30 protein-coding genes and 1 pseudogene are annotated in these 16,637 nt (G+C 33.0%); 15 read left to right on the plus strand and 16 right to left on the minus strand.

Annotation, left to right across the window (positions count from 1 at the left end; genetic code table 11):
* Positions 1 to 27 precede the first annotated feature (27 nt).
* Genes comGB through J7E81_RS15320 form a run of 7 tightly spaced genes read left to right on the plus strand, consistent with a single transcriptional unit; the run spans position 28 to position 3,129 of the window.
* The gene (gene comGB, locus J7E81_RS15290) at positions 28 to 978 is read left to right on the plus strand and encodes a competence type IV pilus assembly protein ComGB (RefSeq protein WP_308162231.1); all 951 of its coding nucleotides are present in this window, start codon (positions 28 to 30) and stop codon (positions 976 to 978) included.
* A gap of 19 nt (positions 979 to 997) precedes the next feature.
* Complete coding sequence (gene comGC, locus J7E81_RS15295; protein ID WP_215043485.1) at positions 998 to 1,309, plus strand: competence type IV pilus major pilin ComGC; 312 nt, start codon at positions 998 to 1,000, stop codon at positions 1,307 to 1,309.
* An 8-nt stretch (positions 1,310 to 1,317) separates the two neighbouring features.
* Positions 1,318 to 1,758 (plus strand): competence type IV pilus minor pilin ComGD, encoded by a 441-nt coding sequence (gene comGD, locus J7E81_RS15300; RefSeq protein WP_215043486.1) that lies wholly within the window; start codon positions 1,318 to 1,320, stop codon positions 1,756 to 1,758.
* Positions 1,742 to 2,080 (plus strand): competence type IV pilus minor pilin ComGE, encoded by a 339-nt coding sequence (gene comGE, locus J7E81_RS15305; protein WP_215043487.1) that lies wholly within the window; start codon positions 1,742 to 1,744, stop codon positions 2,078 to 2,080. The genes comGD and comGE overlap by 17 nt, the downstream gene beginning before the upstream one ends.
* Positions 2,028 to 2,504 (plus strand): competence type IV pilus minor pilin ComGF, encoded by a 477-nt coding sequence (comGF, locus tag J7E81_RS15310; RefSeq protein WP_251028657.1) that lies wholly within the window; start codon positions 2,028 to 2,030, stop codon positions 2,502 to 2,504. The genes comGE and comGF overlap by 53 nt, the downstream gene beginning before the upstream one ends.
* Positions 2,501 to 2,884, plus strand: a complete 384-nt coding sequence (gene comGG, locus J7E81_RS15315; protein WP_215043488.1) for a competence type IV pilus minor pilin ComGG — start codon at positions 2,501 to 2,503, stop codon at positions 2,882 to 2,884. Before comGF ends, comGG begins: the two co-directional genes overlap by 4 nt.
* A gap of 56 nt (positions 2,885 to 2,940) precedes the next feature.
* Positions 2,941 to 3,129, plus strand: coding sequence for a YqzE family protein (locus J7E81_RS15320; RefSeq protein ID WP_215043489.1), 189 nt, complete (start codon positions 2,941 to 2,943; stop codon positions 3,127 to 3,129).
* 377 nt (positions 3,130 to 3,506) lie between these two features.
* Here J7E81_RS15320 and J7E81_RS15325 read toward each other — a convergent pair whose 3' ends face one another.
* From J7E81_RS15325 to J7E81_RS15345, 5 genes are read right to left on the minus strand one after another with little or no spacing between them, the layout of a single operon-like run.
* On the minus strand, positions 3,507 to 3,662 hold the full coding sequence (locus J7E81_RS15325) for a hypothetical protein (RefSeq protein WP_215043490.1): 156 nt from the start codon (positions 3,660 to 3,662) through the stop codon (positions 3,507 to 3,509).
* A 12-nt stretch (positions 3,663 to 3,674) separates the two neighbouring features.
* Positions 3,675 to 3,833, minus strand: coding sequence for a hypothetical protein (locus J7E81_RS15330; RefSeq protein ID WP_215043491.1), 159 nt, complete (start codon positions 3,831 to 3,833; stop codon positions 3,675 to 3,677).
* Positions 3,805 to 3,978, minus strand: coding sequence for a hypothetical protein (locus J7E81_RS15335; RefSeq protein ID WP_215043493.1), 174 nt, complete (start codon positions 3,976 to 3,978; stop codon positions 3,805 to 3,807). Before J7E81_RS15335 ends, J7E81_RS15330 begins: the two co-directional genes overlap by 29 nt.
* 5 nt (positions 3,979 to 3,983) lie before the next feature.
* Positions 3,984 to 4,184 carry a MerR family transcriptional regulator gene (locus tag J7E81_RS15340; RefSeq protein WP_215043495.1) on the minus strand — a complete coding sequence of 67 codons (201 nt, stop codon included), beginning with the start codon at positions 4,182 to 4,184 and terminating at the stop codon, positions 3,984 to 3,986.
* Between the two features lie 52 nt (positions 4,185 to 4,236).
* Entirely contained in the window at positions 4,237 to 4,431 is a 195-nt protein-coding gene (locus J7E81_RS15345; RefSeq protein WP_251028658.1) for a helix-turn-helix domain-containing protein, read from the minus strand.
* A gap of 227 nt (positions 4,432 to 4,658) precedes the next feature.
* On the opposite strand from J7E81_RS15345, the gene J7E81_RS15350 reads away from it, so the two are divergent.
* On the plus strand, positions 4,659 to 4,988 hold the full coding sequence (locus J7E81_RS15350) for a hypothetical protein (RefSeq protein WP_215043497.1): 330 nt from the start codon (positions 4,659 to 4,661) through the stop codon (positions 4,986 to 4,988).
* A 163-nt stretch (positions 4,989 to 5,151) separates the two neighbouring features.
* Here J7E81_RS15350 and J7E81_RS15355 read toward each other — a convergent pair whose 3' ends face one another.
* From J7E81_RS15355 to J7E81_RS15375, 5 genes are all read right to left on the minus strand, one after another.
* Positions 5,152 to 5,976, minus strand: coding sequence for an ATP-dependent DNA ligase (locus tag J7E81_RS15355; RefSeq protein WP_215043499.1), 825 nt, complete (start codon positions 5,974 to 5,976; stop codon positions 5,152 to 5,154).
* Positions 5,977 to 6,060: 84 nt separating this feature from the next.
* Positions 6,061 to 7,926 carry an AIPR family protein gene (locus J7E81_RS15360; RefSeq protein ID WP_215043501.1) on the minus strand — a complete coding sequence of 622 codons (1,866 nt, stop codon included), beginning with the start codon at positions 7,924 to 7,926 and terminating at the stop codon, positions 6,061 to 6,063.
* Positions 7,927 to 8,213: 287 nt separating this feature from the next.
* Complete coding sequence (locus J7E81_RS15365) at positions 8,214 to 8,699, minus strand: hypothetical protein (RefSeq protein ID WP_215043503.1); 486 nt, start codon at positions 8,697 to 8,699, stop codon at positions 8,214 to 8,216.
* Positions 8,700 to 8,712: 13 nt separating this feature from the next.
* Positions 8,713 to 9,273 (minus strand): replication-relaxation family protein, encoded by a 561-nt coding sequence (locus J7E81_RS15370; RefSeq protein WP_251028659.1) that lies wholly within the window; start codon positions 9,271 to 9,273, stop codon positions 8,713 to 8,715.
* Complete coding sequence (locus J7E81_RS15375; RefSeq protein WP_215043506.1) at positions 9,245 to 10,549, minus strand: FtsK/SpoIIIE domain-containing protein; 1,305 nt, start codon at positions 10,547 to 10,549, stop codon at positions 9,245 to 9,247. The genes J7E81_RS15370 and J7E81_RS15375 overlap by 29 nt, the downstream gene beginning before the upstream one ends.
* A gap of 280 nt (positions 10,550 to 10,829) precedes the next feature.
* Between J7E81_RS15375 and J7E81_RS15380 the strand changes: the two genes are divergently transcribed.
* The 7 genes from J7E81_RS15380 to J7E81_RS30945 all read left to right on the plus strand — a co-directional run bounded on the left by J7E81_RS15380 (position 10,830) and on the right by J7E81_RS30945 (position 13,732).
* Positions 10,830 to 11,039 carry a helix-turn-helix transcriptional regulator gene (locus J7E81_RS15380; protein WP_251028660.1) on the plus strand — a complete coding sequence of 70 codons (210 nt, stop codon included), beginning with the start codon at positions 10,830 to 10,832 and terminating at the stop codon, positions 11,037 to 11,039.
* A complete protein-coding gene (locus tag J7E81_RS15385) occupies positions 11,026 to 11,889 on the plus strand; it encodes a DUF5677 domain-containing protein (protein ID WP_215043509.1) in 864 nt (287 codons plus the stop codon). Before J7E81_RS15380 ends, J7E81_RS15385 begins: the two co-directional genes overlap by 14 nt.
* On the plus strand, positions 11,873 to 12,118 hold the full coding sequence (locus J7E81_RS15390; RefSeq protein ID WP_215043511.1) for a hypothetical protein: 246 nt from the start codon (positions 11,873 to 11,875) through the stop codon (positions 12,116 to 12,118). The genes J7E81_RS15385 and J7E81_RS15390 overlap by 17 nt, the downstream gene beginning before the upstream one ends.
* Positions 12,119 to 12,135: 17 nt before the next feature.
* A complete protein-coding gene (locus J7E81_RS15395; protein ID WP_215043513.1) occupies positions 12,136 to 12,645 on the plus strand; it encodes a GNAT family N-acetyltransferase in 510 nt (169 codons plus the stop codon).
* A 107-nt stretch (positions 12,646 to 12,752) separates the two neighbouring features.
* The gene (locus tag J7E81_RS15400; protein ID WP_215043515.1) at positions 12,753 to 12,977 is read left to right on the plus strand and encodes a hypothetical protein; all 225 of its coding nucleotides are present in this window, start codon (positions 12,753 to 12,755) and stop codon (positions 12,975 to 12,977) included.
* A gap of 100 nt (positions 12,978 to 13,077) precedes the next feature.
* Positions 13,078 to 13,416, plus strand: coding sequence for a putative periplasmic lipoprotein (locus J7E81_RS15405; protein ID WP_215043517.1), 339 nt, complete (start codon positions 13,078 to 13,080; stop codon positions 13,414 to 13,416).
* Positions 13,417 to 13,606: 190 nt separating this feature from the next.
* Positions 13,607 to 13,732: a hypothetical protein gene (locus J7E81_RS30945; protein WP_285292020.1), complete on the plus strand. Its 126-nt coding sequence runs from the start codon at positions 13,607 to 13,609 to the stop codon at positions 13,730 to 13,732.
* A gap of 47 nt (positions 13,733 to 13,779) precedes the next feature.
* Here the strand turns inward: J7E81_RS30945 and J7E81_RS15410 are convergent.
* From J7E81_RS15410 to J7E81_RS15435, 6 genes and pseudogenes are all read right to left on the minus strand, one after another.
* A pseudogene (locus J7E81_RS15410) lies at positions 13,780 to 14,448 on the minus strand (M15 family metallopeptidase); the annotation flags it as partial.
* Positions 14,449 to 14,453: 5 nt separating this feature from the next.
* Entirely contained in the window at positions 14,454 to 14,831 is a 378-nt protein-coding gene (locus tag J7E81_RS15415; RefSeq protein WP_308162220.1) for a phage holin family protein, read from the minus strand.
* Between the two features lie 92 nt (positions 14,832 to 14,923).
* The gene (locus tag J7E81_RS15420) at positions 14,924 to 15,139 is read right to left on the minus strand and encodes a hypothetical protein (RefSeq protein ID WP_215043522.1); all 216 of its coding nucleotides are present in this window, start codon (positions 15,137 to 15,139) and stop codon (positions 14,924 to 14,926) included.
* Between the two features lie 13 nt (positions 15,140 to 15,152).
* Positions 15,153 to 15,563 carry a hypothetical protein gene (locus J7E81_RS15425; protein ID WP_215043524.1) on the minus strand — a complete coding sequence of 137 codons (411 nt, stop codon included), beginning with the start codon at positions 15,561 to 15,563 and terminating at the stop codon, positions 15,153 to 15,155.
* Positions 15,563 to 15,859, minus strand: a complete 297-nt coding sequence (locus tag J7E81_RS15430; RefSeq protein ID WP_215043526.1) for a hypothetical protein — start codon at positions 15,857 to 15,859, stop codon at positions 15,563 to 15,565. Before J7E81_RS15430 ends, J7E81_RS15425 begins: the two co-directional genes overlap by 1 nt.
* Complete coding sequence (locus J7E81_RS15435; protein WP_215043528.1) at positions 15,859 to 16,635, minus strand: hypothetical protein; 777 nt, start codon at positions 16,633 to 16,635, stop codon at positions 15,859 to 15,861. Before J7E81_RS15435 ends, J7E81_RS15430 begins: the two co-directional genes overlap by 1 nt.
* Positions 16,636 to 16,637: the final 2 nt, after the last annotated feature.

Consider the following 16,637-nt stretch of genomic DNA (forward strand, 5'->3'; position numbering starts at 1 on the left):
TATTAACATTAGGTATCTGTAATTGCTATTGGTGAAGCGATTGAATCCATAGCATTACAATTGCCAGCCAATCGAAAGGAGGAATTATATGGTTGTCTAGTTGAGTTAAAACAAGGGTCACCCTTTCATGTCGTATTGAACCATCTTGGTTTTCAAAAAGACTTGATTGGCTATGTCTATTTTGCTGAACAGCATGGCAGTTTTGCCGAAGCACTTTTGGAAGGAAGTGAACTCGCGCTATTAAAAGATAAGGACATGAAAAAGCTTTTAAAATTACTGCAATATCCCTTATTATTGATGTTTATTACTGGGTTTCTATTTGTTTTCATTGAGAACACCTTACTGCCAAGATTTACAACGCTGTTTGCTTCACTCGGACTTAAGGAGAATTTTTTCACGAAGGTCCTCTATGCTTTTGATCATTATTTCCCAACCGCCATTTGCATCGTCCTTACTTCACTCGGACTGACAACGATCTATTATTTTTTTGTATTTCGAAAACTCCCAATCCTCAAGCAAAGGGTCCTGCTTGTCCGTATCCCTATTCTGGGTAAAATCCTCAAATTGTTGTTCACACATTACTTTTCCATTCAACTAAGTTTCCTTTTATCAGGAGGCATTTCTGTCTCAGAGGCACTTTCCCTTTTTGAAAAGAATCACCGACAGCCATTTTACAGCCAATTAGCCGAAGACATAAGAATCAAACTGGTAACCGGAGAAAAATTGGACACGATTATAGCCTCCTTTTTCTTTTTCGAGAAGGAATTTCCGATGATTATTAAACATGGCCAAGAAAATGGAAAATTAGAGCAAGAATTACTGTTTTTCAGCAGACATTGCGTGGCAACCATGGAGGAAAGGATTGAAAAAAGCCTAAAAACCATCCAGCCTATTCTTTACATATTTATTGGCTGTTTAGTTGTATCAATGTATTTAGCGATTCTATTACCAATGTTCCATCTGCTTGATGCTATTTAAAAAATGGAGGAATTTAAAAATGTTGAAAAATGAAAAAGGGTTTACCTTAATTGAAATGATGATTGTTATGTTGATAATTTCCGTGTTGCTTTTGATTACCATCCCTAACGTTACCAAGCATAATTCTAATATCAACAATAAAGGCTGCGAAGCTTACGTGAAAATGGTTCAAGCACAGGTCCAAGCCTATCAAATGGAAAAAAATAAAATCCCAACACTCGCTGAATTACAAACCGCTGGCTATTTAAACGATGTCAAGGGCTGTCCGAACGGTCAAGAAGTTGCAATTGATTCGGAAGGTAAGGTCACCTCTGTTGCAAAAGCAGATTAATAACCAGAATGACAAAAAATCAAAAAGGCTTTACTTTGGTTGAGTCGTTACTAGTTCTCTCGATTTTTATGATTATCTCCTTCATCACAGCCTTTTCATTGCAACCTGAGCAATCTGTATTAGAAGATGAGGTTTTTTTGACACAACTCCGTGCTGATCTCCTTTATGGGCAACAATTTGCTATTTCACATCAAAAAGAAGTTACCATTGTACTTTTGCCAAGCAAACACAAATATAACTTATCTTTACAGGGACGCTTGCCGGCTATAATTGATAGGTCCTTCTCTCCTAATATTTACCTTACCGAAGGCTCAATGCCCTTATCTTTTAAATTCCTGCCAGATGGCAATATCAATAAATTCGGCTCCTTCTTTATCGAGACGAAGGAAAAGGAATATCGGATGACCTTTTTGATTGGGAGAGGACGATTTTATGTTACGGAGCAATAAAGGTTTTTTTCTGTTGGAATTACTGCTGTCACTTTCGACTATGTTAATGATTTGCCTGTTCTTACTTCCCTTATTAATGGAGGTCAGAGAACAATCAAGGAAAGTAGAGATAGAGAAAACGGCTCAAAGGATGATGTATGAGGAACTAAAGGCTAGAATCATTGACGGCCGAACATTTTCCAATTACACCATCCGTGAGAATAATATCGACTACAACATTACCTGGAAGAATCCTAATCAGACTGGTCAAAAGGAGGTTTGTGTAAGAGTTGAAAAGAATTCAGTTTATCCAGAAGCCACTATTTGCGGTATCCTTGAATGAAAAGGCTTTTACCTTAATTGAAGTATTGATTGCCTTTTCAATCTTTTCTACAATTATTTTCTTTATAGCCCCTATTTTTCAAATCATCCTAAACCAAAAAAGCATGCAAATGGAAACGCAGGAAATGGAATGGGAAATTTTTTACAGTCAAGTTACAAAAGAAATTAGCACCGTTTCACATGCAGAGGTATCCTCCGGACGTTTAATTCTAACTAAAGGGTCAGATACCATTCAATATGAAAAATATGGTTCAAACCTCAGACGAAGGGTAAATTCAACGGGACATGAGATTATTCTTCAAAATGTTTCACAATATTCCTTTTCCATCGTGAATAATGCAGTGAAAATGACGGTTGTGGACATATGGGGAAAGGAGTATTCGGTTCTGGCATACTCCTTTCTAAAATGGACTGCCAATACATGAAAAACAGTGAACATGGGTTTACCTATCCCCTAACGTTGTGCACGTTACTTCTTTTCCTCCTGTTTTTCTCCATGCATATTGAGCAATTACTTTCGGAACGTAAAATAGCAGTTGAAACAAAGGAAATTCATATGCAGGAATATTACTTTCTGTCATCGGTCAAAAAAGTGGAATCGTTATACCAAACTCGAGGTACAATGCCTGCTAAAGGAACATTTATCTATCTAAATGGAACAGTGGATTATCGTCCGGAGACCCCTTCTGCCTATATACAGATAGTCGATTTCACAGTTGTTCTTCATGAGCGTGAACCTATAGTAGGTTATGGGTACTTTGATACCCGTTCAAAAACGATGATTAAATGGGTAGAAGTCAATTAGCTGTATGGATGATTAAAAAATGGACATAATGTAGGTGTATAAAGGCAGGTGTGTCCATGAAAACAAATGATTATGTTAAATATATGACGCAAACGTTCGTTAAATATGCTGACCAGCCTAAAGACGAGCGGAAACGCATCCGTATTGAGAAGAAACAAACAAAAGCGGATTTCTGGTACCGTTGGTTTGGCATCCTCCCCTATATCCTTTACTCGGAAGTAAAGAAAAAACGAAGATTTAAATAGCGGTATCTCATACCGCTTCTTTTTTTTGTCAAAAAATCCACTAACTTAGATTGACAAAGAAGAAATTTCTATAAATTAGAAACTTTATATAATATTGTTACAATAAAAAGACAGGAATTGTGAACATTTTCTAAAATATAGTGTTAACATTGTTAACTTCATTCCTTTGTTATTTCGCCTGTATTATAATGGAATAAATTATGGGGGTTCGAGGTGAACAGTGATGGAACAAGGGTTTATCCAATGTTCTTCATGGTCAAATTCGAGGATTTTCAACAGAATTGTAATTCAAGTATAACATCCAATATTGTTGACTTCAATAATGAGATATAGGACAGCTTATTCCAATAAAAAAAAAGAGTGGCATTTTTAACCACTCATTCCCCAGTAATATATTTACTTTTCAATAACCGCTTTATCAATTTCTCAACATCTAATTCCCCAACATATGTTACAGTCCCCAAACCTTCCACATGATAAGTTTGTTCTTGAGGTACTTTTTGTTCCTTATTTTTTTCATTATCATTTTCCACTTTTAATCAGCCTTATCCAGTAATGTATCTACTTTTTAATAATCTCTTGATAAATTTCTCCATATCATATTCCCCTACCGATGACACAGAACCAATACCTTCAATATGGAATGTTTCTTGAAATTCCGATACCTTTTCATCTTCAAATTCCTTTTTGTTTTCCTTTTTCATCAGTTTCCTTCTTTTCCCTTGTTTGATGATACAAGTTAATTATCGCTTTAGCCATTAAATCAAGATTAGGTTTATTTATTTCAGTGCAAGTGCTAGGAGGTCTTCTTTTACCTGTGATTTTTGAATAGACAATTTGAGCTTTCATTGAACTCACCATCTTTTTTTCGTTTTAGGCTTACCTTTTAGCCAATTTTGAAATACTTCCTCATGAACAAGAAATTTATTTCCAATTTTCTTAACTTCAAATTCTCCACTTTTCATTAATTCATAAGCATTAGTTCTTCCTATATTTGCTACAACCATAATATCTCTAACGTCTAACATAACTTTTTTATTTGTAATCACACTCATAGTTGCACTTCCCGATCATTAATAATTGCTAAATCATATAAACTTCATTAATTCACCATCTTTTTTTAGCTATATTCTTACCTCTTAACCAATTTTGAAATACTTCCTCATGAACTAGATACTTTCTTCCCATCTTAACAACGTGAAATTCTCCACTTTTCAATATCTCATATGCTTTAGGTCTACAAATTCCCATAACATCCATTACATCTTTAACTTCAAGCATTTCCTTTTTAAACCGACACAATATAACACCTCCAAGTCCGTTAAGAATTATATCTGAATAAAATAGTATTGTCAAAATATTCAGTTAAATATTAATTAAGTTGATATAAAGTAAAAGCTTGTTTAAAAAATAAGGGACAGATTTGTAGAATAAGGACATAAATGTAAGGGTATAGAAATAAAGGTTTATAAAGGAAAGGGGTGAATTAAGATGGAATCGTTTGGTGCTATTTTTCCAATTGGTTTCTAGTGGCTTTTATTCTTGGGGGGATTGGAGGAGAGATTATTAAAAAATTTATAAATAAATTAATAAATGACTTTCGGGAGTATATAGTAATAAAAGAAAAAATGAGCGCTAAATTTTGGACAATCTTTGCTAAAATATGGTTTTGGTTAGCCATTCTTTTTACCATTGTGTGTGTATTCGAGTCAAATTGGTTAAGAAGTCAAACTTCAGATTATCTAATATCAATCGTTATAATGTGGGCTATATACTTGTTCTTAAAATTTAGTGCTAAAGAGGATCGGAAATTTGCTGAAGAAATAGAAAAAGAGTTCAATAATGAAAACAAAGATTAGTCAATGTAGGACGATTCTCGAACAAAAGGGGATCGTCTTTTTGGTTGATTAGTAGGCTTTTATTTCCGAAATGTACTTTGCCTTTCCAGTATATTTTTCCTTACATTGAAAAAGCATATGCAAACTTACTTCAGAAAAAAAAGAGCGACTTTTTAGCCGCTCACTAACTAACCCACTCCACGAAACTAGGGATTCTAAGAAGTCCCTTTTTCGTTAAATTTCTGTATTTCACTTTTAGTTTCACCTGTGGATCAAGATAAATGAATTTATCATTTTCTTCAATAATAAAGTCCTTATACTGTTTATAGAATTCCTTCCGATTAGCTGTAGGCATGAACTCCATTAATCCAGCATATTTCCCATTATCAAAGTTTAACAACAGTCCAAATTCATCCTTACGCAGACCTGAGATGAATACATCTGAATATTGATAATTAATTACCTTTAGCCAATCATGTGAACGTTTATTAATTTGATACTTAGAATCTGCTTTCTTTTGAACAATTCCCTCAAGTTCGTGCTGCTTAATTAATTCGAAGTACTGTTCTGCATTACCTTCAATCCACTGGACTTTATTCAATAAAGGTGTGTCTTCATGGATGATTTCATTTAATATTTCTTTGCGTTCAAATAATGGCAAATTAGCAATCTTTTCACCATTACAATAAATAACATCGAAGACACTATATGATATTTGATGATTAGATTTAGAACTTAAAAACCGTTCCATAGTCGCTTCAAAGTCTGGTCTACCTAGATTATCCGTAACAATAATCTCACCATCTAGGACAGTTCCATTAGGAATAGGAAGGTTAACCAATTCGGGGAACTTAGATGTAATCTCATTCTTGTGTCGAGTGTAGATTCTGACTTTATCATTGAACTTAGTCCAAACGGTACGGAATCCATCTAATTTTAATTCTGTTATATAATTATCATCGTCAAAAGGATGATCTGATTTGTGTAATAGCATAGGAGAAATAAACATTAAACCACCTCATGTTAAATTTTAACATGATATTTATCATGAATCAGATGGTAATTAAATGTAAGTTATTAATAATAATCTATTTTAAAGTTCTTCATTTATGATTTTTTTAATATCTTTAAAAATTGTTTTTGGCTCTGTATTAGTAACTGCTCTTTCAACTTTTCTCTCAAGGATATTCCAAAACTTACTTGAACGTTTCATTTTATTTTGTACAAATCCTTTTCGGTTATCTCCAATTTCATCCTCAATTGTTGAATCTTCAAAGAAGCTGCTTAAGATATCGTGGGTAATTTCCATTAATTGAATATTCAATTGTGCAGATTTAAAAATATTAGTGAAAATAAAAGTGTTTTTAATATCGGTTGGATTTTCATAAGTAGTGCCTTTTATTTTATTAGTAATTCCAGTAATAAATAGGTAGTATGTTGAAAGGAAAAGGAAGATAGAATTTTTCCTAAAATCTTCAGCTCCAGGTTTATAACCTAAGTTTTCTTTCGCATACTTTGATAATAAGTATGGGAATAAGAAATTTTCTAGTGGCATTTCTTTTGTTTTTTCATTAACAATTTTTTCCCATTCACTTCCAAAAGGTGTTAGTTCGTTGGCACGTCCATAAGCAATATTGGGTCTTAAATTAATACCAGCCGTGAAAGCTTGTAACACTTCTTTAGCTGGTAAACAGTATTTTTTATTACTTTTTACGTTTTGTAGGAGATAATCATATTCAGGATGCCCTTTATAAGACTTTTGTTTAGTGGATGGCTCAGTTATAAAGGCACCTCTTTGAATTTCATAATAATACCCAAAAGCATCTAGTCTATTTCTTAAATCCCTTTGAAATTCGTCAAGTGCATAAAAGTCTAATCCCTTTACAGCGTTTTGACTATTTGTATATCTTGTAATATTGTCTCTTAAAGCTTTCTTTTCTTTATCGTTTGCAATTTTTTTCGTTTCAATTATTTTTACTAATAGGTATCCATCTTGTGTATTTTTTATATCAGACTTTGTTTTACTAATGTAAAAATGGTGCCATAAGGATTTAGCGGACTGGCATCCATTTACAATCTGAGGAGCATGCATTTCCACAACACCGTTTTTACTAATAAACTCCTCGCAAACGATAGTGATACCGTTATTGAAATACCAGAACTTTTCCGGAACTTGATCTAAGGTTGATTTTATCCCTTTATTTATTGTAGTATCTTTGCCAAGATAATTCCTAATATTAGAATAAAAAAGCATATTACCCCCTTTTTCTACAAAGTCTGCTAAATCCTTCAATTTAACCATTCCAACAATTGAAGTTTCAAATATATCCTCGAAATTCTGACCAATATTTAATTTTATCCATTTCTCTCTAAATTCTCTGGGTATTCCACCATTTTTGATTTCCATTTTTTCAAGAATATTATCAAAATCAAGAATATAAAATTTTAATTTCTTATGGGTCTTTATTGTTTCATTAATAGGTTTTCTGAATTGATCCCTTTCCCATTCAGAAAAACTATTGTTAGTAATATAGTAACAGTTTATATTTTCATTTTTCGAATATGTTTCTAGAATATTTCTGCATACTTTTATCACTGCTTCTCTGTCTGTATTAGGTGGTTCTTCCACAACTCTTTTACAATCAGATATAAATCTATGGATTGAATCCACTTTATGAGCATTGTTATATTTTGATTGCAGAATACATAATTCATTATTATATTCAAATACTGCATCTATTCCATTATCAAATTTTCCAGATATTTCAGTGGCTTCAATTACTTCATCTTCTCTTAGCTCAAAGATGTTATACAATACCCACTCACAAAAGCTCGTACCTGAACCTACAGATGTTTCATTAGGGTTATTTTCCTTAATATATTCTTCTATGGATAAAATGATATTATTTGAGAGATGCTTTTCTCCATTTTTCTTATCCTTATTCTGTTTTACTTTCATCATTTCCCCCCTTGCGACCTATAGTTAATAGTTAAATTTTATCATACTTCAGAATGTATTTTTTCAGAAAATATCGACACTTTATCCTAAAAAAAGAGTAGCTTTTTCAGCCACTCTAGGTTTGAACTACTTCTTTATACTCACAACTTGCATTTGTTCTTTTTCCCTTTTGAAATTTTGTGATAACCCCCACATTGTTCACATTGTTCGTACTTTCTACCGTCAATCTTAATTTTCACTTCCATCCCTTTTGCCTCCTCTAAGATGTTGTTATATAAACCCTCATTTCAGACAGCATTACCAACCTGTTTTAATACGTCCAAAATAAGAGGGGATACCTGAATAAGAACATATCCTAATCCGGCTTTCATAATTGTGTCAAAACCCTTCTCTGCCCTATCAAACATGAAGAAGAAACAAGAACCAACAATTATCACAGAAGCAACAGGAAAGGCTAGAGAAACCATAATATCAACTAATGGATCAAGTACATGCGTTAATAAATCAAGACTCTGAGCACTCATCCATTCTTTTGCTCCGACTTCTACAGCTATCGGAGCACTTGCAACCACTGCATTTGTACCTGTTGTAGTTGCAAATGCTTTCATTGCAAATCCAAGTGTTCCTACTGCTCCACAAGTCGCTATTGGAAGTGCTGCCGAAACCGCTAATTGAGTTACTTTTTTCACCCTTCTTTGACGCTTTTCTCTGTCCTTTACTTTAAATTCACCAGTCATAAACTCATTAAAATTGATTCTATTTGACTTTGCCAAAATAATCATCCCCTTATTTAATGTCATTCATGGTGTAAACTCGATAAGGTAGACCTTTACATAAGACAGTTAATTGTTTCCTTCTTAATTCAGTTGTAGTTAACCATATTAATTTAGGAAAATAACCTAAATGTTTTGCTAGTTCCCCATTTCTCATTAAACCCTTGTATTGTTCGATTTTCTTTTTGTTAACGCTCATCTTCTGAGTAGCATCAACTTCAAGAAAGTGATACTTACCTTCCTTCTTGAAATAAGAGTCTGCGACAATGGTAAATGTACCATCTGATACCTTTATTTCATTTTCCCAATCATGAGGACATCCCGTATAGATGTAAAAATCGTTTCGTTTAAGGTAGTGATTAACAAATTTATTCTTTCTTCTTACTTTGTCTGTATTGACATATTCCCTGCCTTCTTTATTTAAAAAATATATAGTGGAAAAAGCTTCTTCACGGAAACCAGTTATATAAGGGGACATTTCTTTGAGGATACGATTGGCATTTCTTACGCTTCCAAGACGGTGAATCCGAGTTAGTTGATCACGATTAAGAAAGTCCAGTTTTCGTAATGACAATAGAATTTCTTCCTGTCTCTTGCTTAGGGGTTTCAACTTTGACAACCTCCTTTTTCTCGATTATATAAGGAGTAATTGTATTTTTAATATCTTCAGGTGTGATTAGAGGAGTTTGAACAATAACACGTTCATCTGCCATTTGGTAAATAGCTCTGCCTTTTATTTTAGGTAAGGCTTCTGCTCCCTCTGTGTCAAGAACAACCCTTGAAGCTACACCAGACTGTACACGGAAACAAAGTTTAGCATCACTGTTTTGCTTACATTGACGAGGGATAATATCTCCAGTTCCATATTGGGTTGCTAGTATCAATCTAAAACCTAAGCCAGCTCCGAGACGAGATATTTGGCTCATATACTTTTGACATTCTCGCTTCAATACTTTTTCCTCTTTCGAAACTGCTTCATCAGGATTTAGTTCCCCTACCTCATCGATGATGATAAAATGCCTTTCAGTTATCCCTGCATCCTCCACCTTTTTCTTTCCAGCCTTTCTCAATATGTCTTGTTTCTCACGCATTAAGTTGTAGGCATTAGCTAATGTCTCTAAGGCTTCCTCAGGTTCATAAGCGATCGATACAGTTTGTTTAACATTCTCATAGTCACATAGTTCAACCCCACCTTTTAAATCAATCAAATGGAGTTTTACGTTGTCTGGTTGCTGCTTAATTAAAGAAGTAATGATACAGTTAATTAGATTTGATTTTCCATACCTTGTAGCTCCACCAAGGCATAAATGAGGGATTTTTTCAAAGTCATGGAAAATAAGTTTGTTCCTATCCCTTGTCGCTCCAAAAACAACTTTCCACCCTTTACCTTCTTGAAAGCTAACGGTTTTAGGTAATGGCTCATTATAAACTCGAATTATTAACATTCCATCATAGGACAACTCTATTTCCTTTCTGTCTGTTAGTTTTTTAGTGTATAGACTTTTTATATTAGAGAAAATATTTCGATCAAGTTTAAGTTCTTTTAAATCTTTAAGTTTAATCTTTACAGAGCGAGTATTGATTCCAGATTCGATAACTTTTTGTTTTGCTAAGTAATCTTCAAAACTCCTACCTAAAGGTATACGGTAACGATACTCAACACCCCAATCATAATTTCTCTTTTTGATTTGTTGGGCTGTTAATGTTTGATTACCGTCCTTAACATTCAGACCACTAAGAGCAAAAATTTTGTTGATTTTTTTTGAGTCGTTCCCTACCCCACTTTTTGAACGATAAGCTTTCAAAGAAATTGCTCCAAAAATTGTTGTTGTGACAACTTCAAAAATCATTTCGTTTTCCTCCCATCATCAACGCCACCTCATTAGACTTACAGTAGTAAGTATCCCACCTAAATAGAAATCTGAAATAGTAGATTATCCGTTGATTTTATTGGGTTTAAATGCTACCAACCTCACTTCTAACTTCGCAATTCCATTGGCTATAGTAAATGGTATTAAGGTTGGATTGTCCATTATTCCTATCTATCACAAAAAAGCACGCAAAAAATCTTCGGAAATTGTGAAAGGTTATAAGACAAGTGTTGTCGAATGGATAAGTAGGTGATGTATAATGGTGAAAAGTAAGATCGGTGAGATCATTAAAGAATCCCCATTCAAGAGGGAATATTTAGAGAAGTATTTAGAAGTTTCGAGGAATACTTTAAGTAATTGGTGCACAGGAAGAACATATCCGAGTGTTCCCCAAATAATAAAACTATCCAAGATTTTGAATGTTAAATTTGAAGAAATGTATGAGGAAGAAGAAAATGAGCGTAATTGACGTTGAAACAAATTTTAATCATTATTCTGAATCACTTTTTGATGGATATAATAAGATTCTAGATCTTAGTCAATCAAAAGTAAGAACTGACATAGCATTTTTAGAAGTTTATTATTTTTTCCTTAACTTTGTTGCTGATGAAGGTTTTTTAAATCAAAGACATAAAACGGAACAAATACTTTATGCGAAATTATCAAGTGACGTATTTGCAATATTAACAAATCTCAGTGCAGGTTGTATTAGTCAAGCTATGACAATATTAAGGTCTTTGTTTGAAACCACCATATACGCAAAATTTATTAGTGAAAATCCAGAGATTCGATTAAATCTCTATAGTGATTTTAGTATAGTTCAAAAACAAAGACTTAACGAACAAGACGGTAGAAAAGATGATGAATTGAAACGACAATATGATTTAATTAAACATAAGTTCCATCTACAAAAACAATGGTATACAAAACACTTATTAGAGATTATTAATTCAAATTCTCATTATAAAAACAAAAAACCAAGTATTAGAACACTTTCATTAATAGTAGGAATGCAAAAAGAGTATGATGTACTATACTCTGTTTTGTCTCATGCAGGTCATGGCAATTCCATATTAGAAAATGTGTACATTCAAAAAGGGCATTTCAATGCTGGACCAGTTTATTTGCCTTATTGGAATGAATTAATCGCAAGAATTGCTGTAAATTATGCTAGTAAATGTTTTAAATCAATTATGCTCTTAAACTCAAAGGAAAACATATTGAGCTATATTGAATATTCTGAGTTACTCTCCTACAAAATAATGATGGAGTCGATGGTAAATCAAAATAAGGATGAACAAGATGAACATAACAATTGAGATACATTACAAAGCTGATAGCAATATCATGCAACGTGCTTCTTTCCCTTTAAAGGGAAGAAAACCGGAATATATAGCCCTCCAATTTTGGAAGGATATCAAGAAGGAATTACCCTATAATGCTGTTTTAGAGCAAGTCATTTCTGCCGGTGAGGATATAACCGAGAAGGTAAAGGAATTAGAAAAACAACAATTACTTAAGATCATGAATGATGATTTGCCTTTTTAAAAATTGGAGTTGATCGTATGATATCAGAAGCTGAGGATGTAATATTAAGTAGATTCGGCATACCACAAATCGAAGGAGTAAATGGGGAAGACTTAAAATTAATCACAAATGCTGAAAAAATTAATGGAACTAAAGAAAAGGGGTACCATTGTAAAGATGGAACTTTTAAATTTTGCTTGGCTAAACAAGTCGATGATAATATAGAGCCAATCTTAAGTATGGAGTTTTATAAAGCATTGGGTTCAAGAATGTTGACCTTACTAAATGAAAAACCATATATTCGTTTAAATTTATTATTTGTTCATGTTGATATTTTACGAAAAAAAGGAATTGCGACTTATTATATGGAGAAACTTGTACAGTATGCTAAAGACGAAGGGTTTACTCGGATAAAAATACTTCCCAATCCCGACGCAGTTAATTTTAAGAAAGTAAAAAAAGATAATGCATTAAATAAAAAACAATTAATTTCCTTTTACAAAAAATTTGAGGATGACCATTTAAAAATTGATATTATACAAATATAAACCTTTCTCAGTCGAGAAGGTTTTTTTATTTCACAAATACGTCACAAGGATATTGTCATAATTTGTCTAAATGTATGATAGATAACTAATAAAGGAGATGTATCCGTTTGAAAGTTGGGGGAAAGAAAACATTTGTGTATATACCTTGGTTAGATAAATTTATTGAAGCTGCCGATACAATGGAAGAAACGGTTAGAAGGATAAATGAAGAGGAAGCAAAAAGAGAATTGGAAGATAAAAAAATGTTACGTAAATTACAAAAGGCAAACCCAGGAAAAAATATTAAGAAAATCGGAGATGCATGGTTAATAAGTGACGCAAAACTTGATTGAGAGTACTTTTGCTCAATCTTTAAAACTTTTCCAAATTTTACACGTAATAGTGATATAATTCTATTTGACTTATATATAGAAAATGGGGGGGAAATAAGTAGTGAAGAAATTATTGATTGGATTATTAAGTTCTTTCGTGGTGGTTGCGTTCTTATTGGCTGGATGCGGAACGAACAAAACTGTAAAGGCAGACTACACAACTAAACAGTTCGAAACCGCTCTGAATAAAGGAGATAACTTGGAGGGTAAGACTGTATCGGTTAAAGTGAACAAGCTTGTACCCAATAGCGCATTTGGTTACAACATCCAAACTGGCAAACATTTGAATTTCGTATCAACTGATAATCCGAATGTTAAAAAAGGTGATACATTGATATTAAAAGTAAAGAAAGTTGCAAGCACACTAGGTTCATATGTCATTACTTACGAAAAACTATAGTAACAACAAAAGCCCCTCTCGATTGAGAAGGGCTTTTGTTCTTTGAACGTCTAATATGGCTTTAATTTATCTTTATCTAAGAAATTAAATATTATTCATTGTTTAAATTTTCATTATTTGGATAAATAAGTAATAACTTGTTTATTTTGTCTATAGGAATGAAAACTTTTCAAAAAGGAGTTGAATTTCAATGCAAAATAAGGAAAAAAAGGATTATGATATTTTAACTGAAAAAGACTTAGATTATTGGAATTTACTCGAAGAATTATTCTATGCATCTGATGAAGATGAAGAATTAAGAAGCCCTCCGATTTAAGGAAGGCTTTTATGTTTTTACAGAAGAGAGTTAATCATTTCAATTGTATGTTTTCCAGCAATACCATCAATTTCGTATGGAAGGTGTACTTTTTGAAAACGTGTTACAGCATCCTTTGTTACTTTTCCATAATCATTATCGATTTTTCCACACTTAAAATTTAACCTGTTCAATGCTCCCTGTAATTCTCCAACATCAGCACCTTTTGATCCTAGTTTTAGTAATCGTTTATAAGTCAGCTTTTTAGTTTTTGTTTGTGAAACAGTTTTAACTACGGGTTTAGGGGTTTCTTTCTTAGTTTCTTCCACTGGTTTATTTTGACCAAAGGTATCAGTACCATATCCTTTATAATTAAACTGTAGATGAGGTTTATCAACAAATCCTTTCCAATCTCCACCCCATTCAAAACCAAGTCTTTTTGCTTCAGCAATAGCCTGTTTAATATCGGAGCGACTATATCCATTCCATAATCCTTTACCTTTTTCATCTACAGGCACAAAATCTAATGCTTGACCTACAATATGGTAAGATTTCATTGTTTGAGAAGCACCCTTTTTTACATTGGCTCTCTGAGTTTCAATGGTACGGATTGTTTCATAAATTAACACATTAATATGGTTTGCGACCAAATAATCATGCCATTTTAAAGCTGCAACCTTTGTATGATCACCTAATTTATTGATATTTTCTAAATTGCGAGTTTGATATGTTAACATTATTATTATCCCCTTTTTTTCCCTATTTTGTTCTTATCGAAGTACTTAGTTAGAAATTTAAGGTCAATACCAATACGACTGAAGTTTTCAATAATACTCATACCTTCATAAGCAACAATCATGCCTACACCTAATTTGATAAGCATTCCACTTGCACCTACATAAGCATCTACAAAAACTAAAAAAGCAAGTGCGACAAACTCACCTACTTTTCTAATCATTCCAATATAGTTGATTGAACTGTTGAGTTTTTTTTCTATTCCTGCTGCTAATAAACCAGTGACTACATCAAAAAGAACAAAACCCAACGCTACATACCATATATTTCCTACAATATTAGTAATATCAAAATGCATTAATAACACCTCTTTTCCTTGTTGCACAATCCCACCTCCTTTGATAAACTTTAGAAAGTGGGTACGACCACTAAAAAAAAGACTACCTCTCTCAAAAAAGTTGGGTAGTCTTTTTTTATTTACATTGGTGTTCCTTCATCATTTTCAATTGATTTAATACAGTGATCCTTCTCAAATAAGTTTAAGAATTTGCAGACAAGATTACAAAATGGACAATTCTTTTTTGCCACATGTTTCCCCATTCTAGATGAAATTGTCTCATCTGGATAACCAGCAAAAACTGCATTAAAAAACTGGTCAATAGCAATTAACAGATTCCAAATGTACTGTTTCAACTTGACCACCTCATTATTTGTCCCAAGTGATTGACTTAATTTCTTCTGGTGTTTTGGCATCAATCACTAATGGTACTAAAAAATCTCTATATTTCGCCACATTATTAGTGACATGAAGCATTTTAGAAAGAAATACACTGTTAAATTGAGATTGATTTAGTTGAAGTCTAAATACATTACCTTCTGAATCATAAGCAGTCCAAGGGATAACTCCACCCATTTGAGCAACAGTTCCATCCATAAATGCCAATTTTGCTGTACTAAAATTACTTTGTGCTTCAGAATCATGTGAAAAATAATAAATGACACCATCAACTTCAGAAGAAAATCTTCCGAGGATAGTGTCATTACATTTTTTATTTAATTCTATAAGTTTATTGTTTTTGGTTTCTTCAAAAGAATCTACCCATTTAATTATTGCCATTATCCCACCTCAATCCATTCAGGGAAACATTCTTCTTTAGTTGGATTTTCCCCTATAAAATTCAAAAGGGTAACATTCATTATGCCATCTTTCTTAAACGCTTCTTGTATAGGGCAAATAGGAAGAGTGGTTATTATTGCATCTTCTCTGTGACCACCTCCAATATTTCCATTTGGTAAATTAGTAAAATCAAATTCATCTGTTTCACCATTTAATGTAACAATTATCTTGTCACCAATGAATTCATAGGCTAATTTATCAGTTTTGTTGAATTGTGGACTTAAGAAAACTCTCATTATCTCCACCTACCTATTGCTTGCCATGTAAAAATAGTTCCACTTAAATCTACACTTGATACCCCTTGATGAACTATACCGAAACTAGTCAAAGAAGGATCAAGTACATAAAAATTAGCAAATCTTCCTGAAACAGACCTATGTGTTAATAACACATAAGGAGTATTACCAACGAATGAAGCAGGATAAAGTAAACCGTTTAATGTTTTCAAAGTTGTACCTGCAACTGCTGGAGTAGAACCAGCACAAATCATCGTACCATCAGGGTATTTAATATAACTCCCATTTACGTTTGTTCCAGACTCAATTACATTACTGGTAAAAACTCGGTCATCTATCACACTTCCTGATGTAATTGTTGATACATTTGTCCCTACTGAAACTTGGGCTAAAGAAATTTCCCATCTTGATACATTTTGAGTAAGTGCAGGTGCAACTGGAGATATAGCTGGAACACCTTGTAAAACCGCCAATTGGATAGTGTTTGCTGTCCAATCAAGACGAATAATCACCCTGTCAATTCGTGGATTAGTTGTATCAGCAGTAGTAATTGGAAGAACCTCCTCACTACTTGATTCAAAATAATGCCCTTTAATCCATGACATACCTGATTTTACTTTCACCTGTAAACCTGTACTATCAGCGTAAACCTGCAATTCACTTAATTGTCCTTTAATTACTCCAGTACCAAGCCAATTTTGTGCCATTTTTGACCATTGATTTTCTCTAACATCCGCTCCTGCTCCACTATCAAACGGAAAATAAGTTTGTACCATCT

Source organism: Bacillus sp. ISL-18 (genome assembly GCF_018613415.1).
Taxonomy (GTDB): domain Bacteria; phylum Bacillota; class Bacilli; order Bacillales; family Cytobacillaceae; genus Neobacillus.

Bases quoted from the DNA above. Each gene is read 5' to 3' on its own strand.
- comGD (WP_215043486.1), top strand. From the start codon at position 1,318: ATGACAAAAAATCAAAAAGGCTTTACTTTGGTTGAGTCGTTACTAGTT.
- comGG (WP_215043488.1), top strand. From the start codon at position 2,501: ATGAAAAACAGTGAACATGGGTTTACCTATCCCCTAACGTTGTGCACG.
- J7E81_RS15355 (WP_215043499.1), bottom strand. From the start codon at position 5,976: ATGTTTATTTCTCCTATGCTATTACACAAATCAGATCATCCTTTTGAC.
- J7E81_RS15375 (WP_215043506.1), bottom strand. From the start codon at position 10,549: ATGATTTTTGAAGTTGTCACAACAACAATTTTTGGAGCAATTTCTTTG.
- J7E81_RS15335 (WP_215043493.1), bottom strand. From the start codon at position 3,978: ATGAAAGCTCAAATTGTCTATTCAAAAATCACAGGTAAAAGAAGACCT.
- J7E81_RS30945 (WP_285292020.1), top strand. From the start codon at position 13,607: ATGCAAAATAAGGAAAAAAAGGATTATGATATTTTAACTGAAAAAGAC.
- J7E81_RS15360 (WP_215043501.1), bottom strand. From the start codon at position 7,926: ATGAAAGTAAAACAGAATAAGGATAAGAAAAATGGAGAAAAGCATCTC.
- J7E81_RS15430 (WP_215043526.1), bottom strand. From the start codon at position 15,859: ATGAGAGTTTTCTTAAGTCCACAATTCAACAAAACTGATAAATTAGCC.
- J7E81_RS15340 (WP_215043495.1), bottom strand. From the start codon at position 4,184: ATGAGTGTGATTACAAATAAAAAAGTTATGTTAGACGTTAGAGATATT.
- J7E81_RS15435 (WP_215043528.1), bottom strand. From the start codon at position 16,635: ATGGTACAAACTTATTTTCCGTTTGATAGTGGAGCAGGAGCGGATGTT.
- J7E81_RS15330 (WP_215043491.1), bottom strand. From the start codon at position 3,833: ATGAAAAAGGAAAACAAAAAGGAATTTGAAGATGAAAAGGTATCGGAA.
- comGE (WP_215043487.1), top strand. From the start codon at position 1,742: ATGTTACGGAGCAATAAAGGTTTTTTTCTGTTGGAATTACTGCTGTCA.
- J7E81_RS15395 (WP_215043513.1), top strand. From the start codon at position 12,136: ATGATATCAGAAGCTGAGGATGTAATATTAAGTAGATTCGGCATACCA.
- J7E81_RS15320 (WP_215043489.1), top strand. From the start codon at position 2,941: ATGAAAACAAATGATTATGTTAAATATATGACGCAAACGTTCGTTAAA.
- J7E81_RS15425 (WP_215043524.1), bottom strand. From the start codon at position 15,563: ATGGCAATAATTAAATGGGTAGATTCTTTTGAAGAAACCAAAAACAAT.
- J7E81_RS15385 (WP_215043509.1), top strand. From the start codon at position 11,026: ATGAGCGTAATTGACGTTGAAACAAATTTTAATCATTATTCTGAATCA.
- J7E81_RS15390 (WP_215043511.1), top strand. From the start codon at position 11,873: ATGAACATAACAATTGAGATACATTACAAAGCTGATAGCAATATCATG.
- J7E81_RS15380 (WP_251028660.1), top strand. From the start codon at position 10,830: ATGGTGAAAAGTAAGATCGGTGAGATCATTAAAGAATCCCCATTCAAG.
- comGC (WP_215043485.1), top strand. From the start codon at position 998: ATGTTGAAAAATGAAAAAGGGTTTACCTTAATTGAAATGATGATTGTT.